The organism is Ignavibacteriales bacterium (assembly GCA_026390775.1).
In the GTDB taxonomy this organism is placed as follows: Bacteria; Bacteroidota; Ignavibacteria; order Ignavibacteriales; family Melioribacteraceae; genus Fen-1258.
In genome coordinates, this window is sequence record JAPLFF010000003.1 from 474,890 (window position 1) to 487,697 (window position 12,808).

At 36.4% G+C, this 12,808-nt stretch carries 8 protein-coding genes; 7 read left to right on the forward strand and 1 reads right to left on the reverse strand.

Going from position 1 to position 12,808, the window contains the following annotated elements; translation table 11 throughout:
- Window positions 1–55 precede the first annotated feature (55 nt).
- Complete coding sequence (locus tag NTZ27_02425; protein MCX6173592.1) at window positions 56–5,335, reverse strand: DUF2341 domain-containing protein; 5,280 nt, start codon at window positions 5,333–5,335, stop codon at window positions 56–58.
- Between the two features lie 457 nt (window positions 5,336–5,792).
- Here NTZ27_02425 and NTZ27_02430 point away from each other — a divergent pair, with 457 nt between their 5' ends.
- The 7 genes from NTZ27_02430 (at window position 5,793) to rho (ending at window position 12,795) form a co-directional block, all read left to right on the forward strand.
- Window positions 5,793–6,662 (forward strand): hypothetical protein, encoded by an 870-nt coding sequence (locus NTZ27_02430; GenBank protein MCX6173593.1) that lies wholly within the window; start codon window positions 5,793–5,795, stop codon window positions 6,660–6,662.
- A complete protein-coding gene (locus tag NTZ27_02435) occupies window positions 6,663–7,730 on the forward strand; it encodes a mannose-1-phosphate guanylyltransferase (GenBank protein MCX6173594.1) in 1,068 nt (355 codons plus the stop codon).
- 22 nt (window positions 7,731–7,752) lie between these two features.
- Entirely contained in the window at window positions 7,753–8,385 is a 633-nt protein-coding gene (gene rpiB / locus NTZ27_02440; GenBank protein MCX6173595.1) for a ribose 5-phosphate isomerase B, read from the forward strand.
- 71 nt (window positions 8,386–8,456) lie between these two features.
- On the forward strand, window positions 8,457–9,215 hold the full coding sequence (locus NTZ27_02445) for a dihydroorotate dehydrogenase electron transfer subunit (protein MCX6173596.1): 759 nt from the start codon (window positions 8,457–8,459) through the stop codon (window positions 9,213–9,215).
- 2 nt (window positions 9,216–9,217) lie between these two features.
- On the forward strand, window positions 9,218–10,129 hold the full coding sequence (locus NTZ27_02450) for a dihydroorotate dehydrogenase (protein ID MCX6173597.1): 912 nt from the start codon (window positions 9,218–9,220) through the stop codon (window positions 10,127–10,129).
- Between the two features lie 2 nt (window positions 10,130–10,131).
- On the forward strand, window positions 10,132–11,394 hold the full coding sequence (locus NTZ27_02455) for a bifunctional folylpolyglutamate synthase/dihydrofolate synthase (GenBank protein ID MCX6173598.1): 1,263 nt from the start codon (window positions 10,132–10,134) through the stop codon (window positions 11,392–11,394).
- A gap of 153 nt (window positions 11,395–11,547) precedes the next feature.
- A complete protein-coding gene (gene rho / locus NTZ27_02460; GenBank protein MCX6173599.1) occupies window positions 11,548–12,795 on the forward strand; it encodes a transcription termination factor Rho in 1,248 nt (415 codons plus the stop codon).
- The last annotated feature ends 13 nt before the right edge of the window (window positions 12,796–12,808 follow it).

Consider the following 12,808-nt stretch of genomic DNA (forward strand, 5'->3'; position numbering starts at 1 on the left):
GAAAGAAGAGAGGACTAAGGAGTAGAAATCCTCTCTTCTTTATCAATGTGTGGGATTATTTAATCAGCATCATTTTTCTAATAAGATTTACTCCGTTACCAAATAACTGATAGAAATAAATTCCGGATGATAAATCATTTCCGTCAAAAGTAACTTTGTAATTCCCGACAGAAAATTCTTTTTCAGCAAGGACACGAACAGTCTGACCAATCGCGTTAAAGACTTTCACAACATAGTATCCTGTAATAGGAATTCTAAAATCAATTATTGTGGTAGGGTTAAATGGATTCGGATAATTTTGAACAAGTTCGAACTTAGAAGGAATTCCATTCCCGTAATCATTTTCAATACCGGTAGTACCTGTATTTATCGAAGTTCCGGTAACTTCTTTCCCGTCGTTTATCTTATATCGCGTATTAATAGATCCACCGTTCACTAAAGTTCCGTTCTTATTTTTAAGTGTAATACTTCCCGCTGAAAAATTATTATTCATCAATTCGTTAGAAGCAAAAACAAACTTAGCTTGTCCCGGTGAAACTTGACTTGCTTTTGTTATTGTATTGGATGAATTGATTCCGGCACTAAAAGATTGGAAATCAAACTTTGTAGCGTCATAATCTACCGTTACTTCCAGACTTCTAACATTTGCTGCATTTTTAATATTTAAAGGAAGAACCACTCCGCTATTATTTACTACCGGATTATCAATAGATAAATATGCATTTGTCAAAGGAAAAAGTATTGAAAGGGAATAGCTCCAATCACCGAATGTGCAATAGAGTATTACACCGACAGCATCAGCAAGCGTTATATTTCCGCTGTGGTCAACATCAGCATTTAATAATGCTTGCCCATGCAATGTAAAGACGTTAAATACATGATTGATTATTGTAATTGCATCATTGAAATCTACATTAAAGTTCCCGTCAACATCTCCGGTAACAAATGATGTACTTTGGGATGTAATAGTTATTGTTCCCGGATTGATTGCAGAAAATAATGCCGGCGTATTTGAATTATTGCTCAACCAATAAGAAGGTAAACTTGTTATTTGTGTTGATCCGGATATATTTGAAATGATATCAAAGTTTAGGTTAAATAATATTCCGTCTGATGAGATTGCATTATAACCGGTCGCAGTAAAATCAAATTCTCCCGCAATAGTTGAGTACCCGGTGAATGTCCAGCCCATCGCAGTAAATAAAGAACCAATAGAATTGCTTCTGTATGCAAGTTTAGTCGGATCAAAAGTAATTTTACCTTGAAGAATATATCGAGGAATATTTGCGCCGCTTGCAAAATGAACTCTAACAGGAATTGTTACACTCGATCCCGCAGTTGCTGTAGTAGATCCTATTTGGATGTAAGTGCTGTTATCAATTGCAAAGCTTGCAGTAATATTTTTGTTCCCGTCCATTGTGACTGTCAGTGGATTTGTAGAACCGGTTGCATCGCCGCTCCAACCTGTAAATGTAAATCCGAATGCTGGTGTTGCAGTAAGTTGAACTGTTGATCCATGAGAGAAATTTGTTTGATCTGGATTTTTTGTAACTGTTCCGTTTACTGATGTAATAGTCAGTGTATAAGTATTGATTGTAAAACTTGCAGTGATTGTATGATTGGCTGTCACATTATTAAATGTATGACTTAAAACAGCTCCAACAGAAATTCCATCTACTAATACATCAGCAATATGATAACCGGCATTTGATGAAATTGTAAAAGTTTGACTTCCACCATGATTTACAATCACGCTTCCTGATGGTGAGATCGAACCTCCACTTCCGGCACTTGCATTAATTGAAAAGTTTGTAACAGAATATTCATAAGCTCCAATATCAACTGTTCCGCCGAAAATTCTATTGTTGCCACTGAGATCATTTGCACCTGCCATCCATGCTTCATTCAAACCGTTATTGATACTTGGCGATGTAGATAATAGTTGATAATTATGTGTCACGACATCAACAAATTGAGGATCAGTAGTAATGTTTCCCGTTCCAGTAAATAGAGGAGTTGTACAACTGTATGAAAGACTGTTTCCCGTTCCCGCATCTATGATATAATTACTACTGCCGGTATTAAAATAAATGATCGAGTTTTCAACTACACCATTGTTCCAAAGTCTAATTCCTGCGCCATCGGTTGCAGTGTTATTCGTGATAGTACAATTCTGAACAATTCCGCCGCTCCAAATATTTATTCCGCCACCGTGAGGAGTAGCTGTATTTCCAGTAATTAAACAACCTCGAACAGTTCCATTAAAGCACCGTACACCGCCGCCCCAATCCGCTGTATTGTTTCTGATGATACAATTAATAACCATTCCTGAATTATCTAATGCAACACCACCGCCATCTCTTGCTGCATTGTTCTCTATAATACAATTCTGGACAGTTCCATTGTCGCACTGAACGCCTCCTCCGTAGCCAGAGAGGTTACTTCCATGTGTAATTGTAAATCCATCAATCACTGCATTCGCATGATTAATATAGAAACACCGTGTTGAGTTATTCCCATCAATTATTGTTAATGTGTAACCATTAACACTGCGTATCGTTACTGATTTAGTAACCGAAATATTAGTAGTAAGAGTGTATGTTCCATTGCCGACAAGAATGAGATCACCTATATCTGCTGCATCTACAGCACTTTGAATATTGTTTGCGGCAGTTGCCAAACTGGAATAAGGTGAAATGTTAGTACCGCTTAACGACACATAATGTATTGGAGTAGGAGCGAGGATATTAAAACTTGCCGATATAGTATGATTGGCGGTTACGTTTGTAAATGGATGACTTAAAACAGCTCCAACAGAAGAACCGTCAACTAATACATCAGTGACCTGGTAACCAACAGAGGGTGAAATTGTAAATGTTTGATTGCCAGCGTAATTTATAGTAGTAATTCCAGGAGGTGTAACTGTTCCGTTAGCTCCTGATGTTGCAGTGATTGTGTAAGTATTGATTGAAAAACTTGCTGAGATAGTATGAGTAGCTGTTACGTTAGTAAAAGTATGACTCAACACTGCACCAACTGAAGAACCATCAACCAATACATCAGCAACATGATAACCGGCATTGGATGAAATTGTAAAGGTTTGACTTCCACCATAATTTACTATAACACTTCCTGATGGTGAGATTGAACCACCACTTCCTGTACTTGTAGTAATTATTAATTTCAACGGCTGTTCAGCATTAATTGAAAATGTAGGTTCCGGATCGGCATATCCTCGAACACGTAACCAATCAACATTCATTGAAGAACCGCCAAGCACGAAAAACCATGGTCCCAAAAGATCGCTTGATACTCTGTTCGGTCGATCTGCTGTATTTGAAATTGTTGTAATTGGAAAATTATCTAATTGAAATTTTACATTGTTGTTATCTACACGCATTACCTTGTGCACAAGATAGTTTGAGAAATCAAGTGGTGTTGAAGTAACAACATAATCACCAGGGGATTCAACATGTTCAGAGTTGTCAGCATCGATAATAAATCCCGCACCGCTTATCGGGCGTAAGTCCATAATACGTTGATTCTTAAATCCATATGGAGGACCGCTCCATGCTGAACCTGATTCTAATCTGCCAAAACCAATCTCACCAGCAAATCCAGCAGAACTGTGTTTTGCACGTGCCTCAAACATTTTTCCTATGCCAAATAATTGTTTGGCTGATAATTCACTTATGAAACCGCCTGTGTTTGTAACCACTAGCTCACCATTAGAAACAGTTGCTGTCCCGGTGTATCCTGGATCGACACTAGTTCCACTGCCATTCCATTTTGATCGATCTAAAGTAATACCATCGAAGCCATCATAAAAATCAAACACTGATTCGGCGCCATAAAGTGATTGTCCCGGTATTGTACCGGTTGCAGGTTGTGTAGTAATCATAAAAGGCCCGCCGCTGCTTCCACTGCTGCCTAAATATGAGAAGTAATATGTATTATTAAATTTTGATATTGCACCGCGGAAAGGCGAGTTACCTTCATTAGTATAAACATAAGAAGTAGATTTTGTTACATTCTCCCAATCCGTTGTTGTTAGATACATTGTACTCCATCCGAAAGTAGAAGGAGAAGCTGCATAAAATATATAATATGTATTTCCAAATTTTACCGGATGAGCATCTGCTATTGTCCCTGCATCAAGAGATCCTGAAGGTCCGAATGCAATGAATGGTTGACTACCGTTATGCCATTTTGTGTACGGTCCCGTTATGTTATCTGCAATTGCATAACTGCATTGTTCGATATAATAAAGATTTGGATTTCCCGGATCATCAAAATTTCCTTTATCTGCCATAAAAAGCATAATCCATTTTCCATCATCACGTTTGAAAACATTCGGCTCTGAAACACGAGCCCAATCCCATGAATCAGTATCACCTTCACGAGCGGAAGATTTTAGTATGAATGGATCGATCTCTGTATATGGACCGGTGATTGAAATTGCACGTGCCATTCCAATTTCTGCATAAGCGCCAGGTGTCCAACTCCATGTGCCATTTACACCACAAGAGCCATGTGGATCGCCGCCAACAATCCAATGATAGAATAGGTACCAATATCCATCGTCACCTTTCACAATGTGTGGACAATCTAAGTATGGATCTAAAATATTTCCCGGTGTATTATTTAATCGTAGATCACCGGCAAAAGCGGGATTAGTAGATCTGTTCGAAAAATCAATAATCAGATTACCATTCCAATTCCATCCGCTTGCATTACCAGGATCACCTGTTATGTTATTTGCTAAACCGAGCTGTGCATTACAAAAATTTCTATCAGCAAACAGTTGCCAGTATGTTCCATTTTCTTCAACCATATTTTCTGCAAGTAGCCCACCGTTTCTTCCGTTAACAGTTACGCCTGCAACATTTGTCCACGGACCGGTATGAGGAAGATCAACAGTTGTAGGAGGAGCTGGTGAAGGAAATATTGCGCTTGGATTACCATAGTATAGATAAATTGTTGTTCCTGCGGTGGGTATTGTAGGAACTTTAACCCAAATTGTTGCCGAAGTCCCGGCAGGATTCCATTCTTCAATCCAGTATGGAATTAGTGTTTGAGAATCATCGCTTGTGAATCGGATATCGCTTCCGTCTGTTTTACAGCGACCGAAATCGAATGAATTATTGAGAGTAACTTTAATCTGGAAATTGGTTAGTAAATTTCCAGTCGAGTTGCTTTCTGTAATTGCTCTTCGATATCCCCAATCCTGACTATTCCAACTTGATTGAGCATTTGTCGTTATACCAAATAAAAAAATGGTAATTGAGAGGAAGAGTCCAAAGTAATTGAATCTCCTCAGAGTTTTAGTACTCATCGGTATTCCTCTATTTTTGTTTCTAATTTATACAATAGGGACTGGGGCAATAAGAATGCCGATGAAAGATTCATAATTTGGAAAGAAACTGCTTTTGAGGACTAACTATCACTGTTTTAAAATGATTATCAGTTTCGTTTTAAGGCAAAGGAAGTTTAGAAGTGATATTCGATAGTTGTATAAATAAAAGTAGCAACTATTCGGAAGAATCATTTCCTTTAATACTTGGAATGAATTCTGGTAATCTGTATCAGATCATAGATTTTTTCTTTTCTAAACTGATTTTATGACGGAAGTTCAGTTTATTACAGATTTTAATCCAATAGCTATTCTAATATGCTCTGAAATTAATCCGTAAAATTCCTTACATTTATCACGTAAATTTTCAAGTATTTAATACATCTACATAAAAAAATAATTTAACCAAAAGAGTTCCTACAATTAATAAAGACTAACTTTGGATCTGGCTAAACAATATATCATACAATGCATTGTAGCCGCAGCCAATAACCTTCGTTTAAGCTCGGAGAAAATTGAAACTGTAGCAATTCTCCGTGAAAGATTGAACAACTGCGAATCTCTTTCTGAGGAGATTAAAAACTTCAAGAAAATTACAGAACTTTCTAAACTTGGTATCAAACTCGGTGATCTTCAGAATTTTATTGATAACGGTAAGATTGAGTTTGTGAAGCTATCGGATAAATTCAAAGAGCATAGTTACGGTCTGGTTAAAGAACTGAATGGAGTACTTGATATTTTTACTCCGCAGGCGACCAGAATGTCATTTCAGAAATTTGATATCAGCGGATTAAATATTGATCTAACCAATCAAAAAATAAATTCATTTGATGCTATTGTTCAATCACCACCGGAAATTGAATTACCGAGAAGATCGCGCGCTGATGAATTAAGGGAAGCGATAATCTTTGAAGAACTTAATAAAGAAAACGATTTTAATTTTGAAAACTTTGAAGAGAAAGTTTTGAGACCCGTAAAAGAGCTTGATCCATTCCTAAACCGTGTTCTAAAATATGAATACACAGAAAACGAAATTAACAGTCACATTAAGATAATGTTTGAAAATGCCGAGCTATCTAAGAAGGTAGGATTTGAGATACTATCAAATATGCACAGCATTTTCGCAAAAGGTCTGGAATTAATAAATCAGAAAAAAATTGCTCCAAGCTCCAATGTAGTTGAATCATTACGCGCATGTTTAATTGTTATTGTTGCAGTAGTTCGCGGCAAAGAGGTTGATATAACAAATTATTTAACTCGTGCAGAAAATTTTGGTAAGACCATTTCTCCAAAACAGAAGGAAAGATAAATGGAATTATTTGCTGTTATTATGGCAGGCGGAGTAGGTTCACGGTTTTGGCCAAGAAGTAAAGAGAAAAAACCGAAACAGTTGATCCGCATCTTTGGCGAAAACACGATGATACAAGATACAGCAAAACGATTGGAAGGATTGGTTGCGAATGATCATATTTATATTGTTACGAATAAAGTACAGAAGATGAGAGTTAAGGAACAGCTGCCGCAAATTCCGGAAGAAAATATTATTGATGAACCGTTCGGGAAAAATACCGCTGCTTGTATCGGACTTGCATCAGTCATTATCAAAAGTAAAAATCCGGATGCAGTTACAATTACTTTACCTGCAGACCACTTGATTAAAGATGAAGAACAATTTAGAAGATGTCTTTCTACGGCTGCAGATTATGCTTATAAATCAAAAGGATTAGTAACGATCGGTATAACTCCAAATCGTCCTGAGACCGGTTATGGATATATTCAATTTGATGAAAAGGGAATTGATAACAACATTTATAAAGTGGTGACTTTCGCCGAGAAACCAAATCTTGCAACTGCAAGACAATTTATTGAATCGGGAGATTTCTTGTGGAACTCGGGAATATTTATTTGGCATGTTGAGACTATTCTCGGAGAAATTCAAAAACATTTGCCCGATCTTTCAGACGGACTTGATCAAATTGAAGAGACCATTGGTACAAATGATTTCGAAAAACAAGTTGTACTTGTGTACGGGCAGCTTAAAAGCATTTCGATTGATTACGGTGTGATGGAGAAATCGGATAATGTTTATCTTACAAAAGCAGATTTTTACTGGAACGATGTAGGAAATTGGGAAGCTGTATATGAGATCTCTGAAAAGGATGAAGATGGAAATGCTATTATCGGCGATGTTTACACTGAAAAAACATTTAGCTCGTACATCTTTTCACCAAGAAAATTTACTGCAGTTATCGGTGTTGAAAATTTAGTAATCATTAATACGAGCCAAGCGTTGCTGGTTTGCGATAGAAATAACGCTCAGGATGTAAGAGAAGTTGTAGACTATCTAAAAATGAATAAGAGAAATGAATTAGTCTAAATAAATATTTATCAGTTACGTAATGAAAAAATTAATTACAGAAGATGATGTTAAGAAAGTTATTAAAAGCGGAAATAAAGAGATCGTAGTTGAAAAAGGATCTGTACTAACTCCGCTTGCAAAGGATAGAATTCTTCATTCCGGTTTAAGGATTGTTGAAAGTGAATCCGGTTCTTCATTATCATGTTCAAATTCTCAAGTTAAAATTGCAGTAGGTTCAGATCATACCGGCGTTAAGATTAAAAAAATAGTTTTCGATTTTCTGAAAGAGAAAGGTTACGATATAATTGATGTCGGTACTTTTACAGAAGATTCTGTTGATTACCCGGATATTGCATTCAATGTGGCTAACAGAGTTGCAATTGGTGAAGTGAAATACGGAATATTAATTGACGCAACAGGAATACCATCTGCAATCACAGCAAATAAAATTCCCGGCATACGCGCAGCAACTTGTTACAATGAATTTTCCGCCAAAAGTTCACGAGAACATAATGATGCAAATGTGCTGGCGGTCGGTGCAAGATCTTTAGGCGAGGAAACAATAAAATCAATTACAGAAGTTTGGCTCTCATCTAAATTTTTAGGAGACCGGCATCAAAAACGACTTGATAAAATTAAAGCGATAGAAGAAAAGTACTCAAAGAAATTATAGAGTAGGAAAACCTCTCATTATCATTAATTATTCATAAATAAATTTAATTCATTTCAAGAAAGAGAAAATTCTTGTACGTAGAAAAATCTAAAGTTGAATCAGTTCAAAAGATATCCGATAATATATTTCTAATAAAAGTATTATCTCCCTCAATCGCTTCAATTGCAAAACCGGGACAGTTCTGCAATATCAAAGTCTCTGAAAATTCTTTTCCGCTTTTACGAAGACCATTCAGTATCTGTGATGTTGAAGGTGATTTTCTTTTCTTTTTATTCGATATACATGGGGAAGGAACAAAGTTAATATCTGAGAAGAAACCGGGAGAATCACTAGAACTTCTTGGTCCATTAGGAAACGGATTTGATTATAAAGAAGGTTATGATACAGCCGTAATTGTTGCCGGCGGACTTGGTGTTGCACCATTCCCATTTTTGGTGAAGAATCTTTCCTCAAATAAAAAAGTAATCAGTTTGATCGGAGGAAGATCAAAGAAAAATATTGTTACGAAAGGATTGAAGAATGTTTTAATTGCAACAGATGACGGCACGGAAGGTTTTCACGGTACCGTAATAGAATTATTAAAAAGAGAGATCAAAAACATTTCACAGAATAAATTTAGAATTTATGCGTGCGGACCAACACCGATGTTAAAAGCATTGCAGAATTATTGCGTCGAAAATAATTATGATTGCCAGATTTCTGTTGAATGTGCTATGGCATGTGGTTTCGGGATTTGCCAGGGCTGCCCGATTGATCCAACTAATGGAGAATCATATTTGCTTGTATGCAAAGATGGTCCTGTGTTTGAAGCTAAATCAGTTAAATTATAATTATGGTTGATCTATCTGTAAATATTGCCGGACTAAGACTTAAGAACCCGGTTCTTTTAGCTTCCGGAACAGTCGGCTACGGGAATGAGATAGCAGAATTTACCGACTTGAACAAACTTGGCGGCATTGTAACAAAATCTTTATCACTAAAACCGCGTAAAGGTAATCCTCCGCCGAGAATAACAGAAACTCCTTCGGGAATGTTGAATGCAATTGGTCTCGCTAATGTTGGTGTGGAATCTTTCTTGAATGATAAAATTCCTTTTCTAAAAAAGTTGAACACAACTTTGATCTGTAATATTGCAGCAAGCTCGATTGAAGAGTACATTGAATGTACAAGAATATTAACTCAAGAAGAAGCTATCCATGCATTTGAAATAAATGTTTCCTGTCCCAATGTTAAAGAGGGCGGACTTGAATTTGGAAATGACCTGAATGCTGTTGGAAGAATTACAGAAAAAGTTAAAGCTGTTACTAATAAACCAATATTTATAAAACTCTCACCGAATGTTTCGCGCATTTCTGATTTTGCAAAAGTAGTTAAAGAAAATGGAGGCGATGGTGTTTCTGCAATTAATACTTTAGTCGGGACAGCTTTTGATATTTACACAAGAAAACCAAAAATAAAAAATATTACCGGGGGATTATCAGGACCGGCAATTAAGCCCGTAGCTCTTGCAAAAATTCTTGAGATAAAACGCAATGTTGATATTCCAATCATTGGTATTGGAGGAATTATGGAGTGGCAAGATGCAGTTGAAATGATGATCGTTGGCGCTTCTGCATTCCAAATTGGTACTGTAAACTTTATTAATCCCAATGCCGGCGTCGAGATTGTTGAAGGATTAAAAACTTATTGCGAACAAAATTCAATTCAAAACATTTCTGAGTTAACAGGGTCATATCAAATCTAAGTATGGATATAAAATCCTCACTTGAAAAACTTTTTTCACTTCACCAATTCGGAATGAAACTTGGGCTGGATAGTACACTTCAGTTGTTGGAGAGAATAGGGAATCCGCATAGAGATTTGAAAACATTTCATATTGCGGGCTCAAACGGTAAAGGAAGTACTGCTTCATTCATGGCAAGTTTATTAATGGAAGCGGGATACCGAGTTGGTTTTTACACTTCTCCGCATTTTGTAAAATTTAACGAACGGATAAGAATCAATGGCGTTATGATTGAAGATGAGTTTGTTGCAAAATTTGTAACTGATTTAGAAGATTATATTGAAAAAAATAAACCTACTTTTTTTGAGATCACAACTGCGCTCGCATTCCAATATTTTTATGAACAGAAAGTTGATTACGCTATAGTAGAAACCGGACTTGGCGGAAGACTGGATTCGACAAATGTTATAAAACCAGCCGCTTCGGTGATTACTTCAATTAGTTTAGAACATACCCAGCATTTAGGAGATACTCTCGAAAAAATTGCTTTTGAGAAAGCGGGAATCATAAAACAAAATTCAAAAGTCTTTGTTGGTAAAATGGCAGATCAACCTGAGAAGATAATTCGTAATAGAGCAAAAGAACTTAATTGTGGTTATAACTTGATTAATGATTTCACCACTATCGAAGGTGACAGACTAATAGTAGCTATGCAGAAAAAATCCTTCTCGATTTATTCTACTCCTCTTATTGGCACTCATCAATTTTACAATGCTGCCTTAGCCTTAAAGACTATAAATAAAAGCTTAAACATGGAAGACGGAATTATTATTTCAAGAGGAATAAGAAATGTAGTTGAGAATACCGGAATTCAAGGTCGTTACGAGATAATTTGCAAAAAACCAAAAATCATTTTCGATTCTGCACATAACCCTGAAGGAGTTAAATCGTTCATAGACGAATATTCAAAAGAATATAATTCTTATAAAGAAAGGATTTTACTTTTTGGTGTTATGAAAGACAAATCAATCAGTGAAATGCTTGAATCTCTCAGGCCTTATTTTAACCAGATTTATGTAACAAAAATTGATATAGACCGTTCAGCTACACCTGATGAGATAGAAGTAATAGCCCATTCAGCTGGGATGCAGATTAAGATTGTTCAAAATGGGTCTAAATTAGTTCAGGATTTCTTCAATGAGCGTACAGATAAGTGCCTGGTAGTGCTTGGAAGCATGTATCTACTAGGTGAAATAAAAAGTAAAATGTTAGAGAAAAGTGCTTGACAAAGTCGTGTAGGGAGATTAATTTTCACCCGTGCCTCAATAGTCTTCAGTTTATAATTAATTCACTATTATCAATTATTGAAATCCCCAGATTGTCAATCAATAAAGAATATTACAAGAATTTCTCACAAGCAATAGGATTTACTCATGCCAATGGATATCTCAGAGCTGCAATCAAAAAAGATTGTAGATCTCTACAAAATCGCTAAAGATTTTTCAATAGCCGGTTACAGCGATCTCCGCAAACAAGAACTCATCTTCAAAATTTTAGAAGCTCAATCACAAAAAGACGGTCTTACATTTTCAAAAGGAGTGTTGGAAGTCTTAGCCGATGGATATGGTTTCCTGCGTTCGGCAGATTATAATTATCTGCCTTCGCCGGATGATATTTATGTTTCACCTTCACAGATCAAAAGGTTCAGTTTAAGAACAGGTGATTTTGTAAGCGGTCAGGTTCGCCCGCCAAAAGAAGGTGAAAGATTTTTTGCTTTATTACGTGTTGAAGCTGTTAATGGAAAAGATCCGGAAGCGATCCGCGAAAGAACTTTATTTGACAACTTAACTCCGCTTTATCCTACGAAAAGATTAAAATTGGAATCTGCACCAGGTGAGTATTCTATGCGTATCATAGATATGCTTTCTCCAATCGGTAAAGGGCAAAGAGGTTTAATCGTTTCTCCTCCGAAAGCCGGTAAGACAGTATTATTACAAAAAGTAGCCAACTCATTATCAAGAAATCATCCGGAAGTAAAAATTATAATGTTGTTAATAGATGAACGTCCTGAAGAAGTAACAGATATGCAGCGTTCAGTTCAGGCAGAAGTTATAAGCTCAACTTTTGATGAACCGGCAGAGCGACACGTTCAAGTTGCCAATATGGTTATTGAAAAAGCAAAACGAATGGTTGAAGCCGGTGATGATGTGGTGATCTTACTAGACTCGATTACACGTCTTGCACGCGCACATAATACAGTTATTCCTCACAGCGGAAGAATATTATCCGGAGGTGTTGATGCGAACGCACTTCACAAACCGAAAAGATTTTTTGGAGCCGCAAGAAATACTGAAGACGGTGGAAGTTTAACAATCATTGCTACAGCATTAATTGATACGGGGAGTAGAATGGATGAAGTAATTTTTGAAGAGTTCAAAGGAACCGGTAATATGGAATTGGTTCTTGATAGAAGTTTATCTGATAAGAGAATATTCCCGGCAATTGATGTTAATAAATCCGGAACAAGAAAAGAAGAATTATTACAAAAAGAAGACGAATTAAGTAAAGTCTGGATCCTCAGGAAAATTATTAGTGAATTTGATTCTGCAGAAGCAATGGAATTTCTTTTAGATAAGATGAGAGGGACAAAAAATAATAAAGAATTCATGCTTAGTATGAATAGTTAATCAATTTATGGAA

Coding starts and splice junctions, on each gene's coding strand:
- NTZ27_02425 (MCX6173592.1), bottom strand. CDS start 5,335: ATGAGTACTAAAACTCTGAGGAGATTCAATTACTTTGGACTCTTCCTC.
- NTZ27_02435 (MCX6173594.1), top strand. CDS start 6,663: ATGGAATTATTTGCTGTTATTATGGCAGGCGGAGTAGGTTCACGGTTT.
- rpiB (MCX6173595.1), top strand. CDS start 7,753: ATGAAAAAATTAATTACAGAAGATGATGTTAAGAAAGTTATTAAAAGC.
- NTZ27_02450 (MCX6173597.1), top strand. CDS start 9,218: ATGGTTGATCTATCTGTAAATATTGCCGGACTAAGACTTAAGAACCCG.
- NTZ27_02455 (MCX6173598.1), top strand. CDS start 10,132: ATGGATATAAAATCCTCACTTGAAAAACTTTTTTCACTTCACCAATTC.
- rho (MCX6173599.1), top strand. CDS start 11,548: ATGGATATCTCAGAGCTGCAATCAAAAAAGATTGTAGATCTCTACAAA.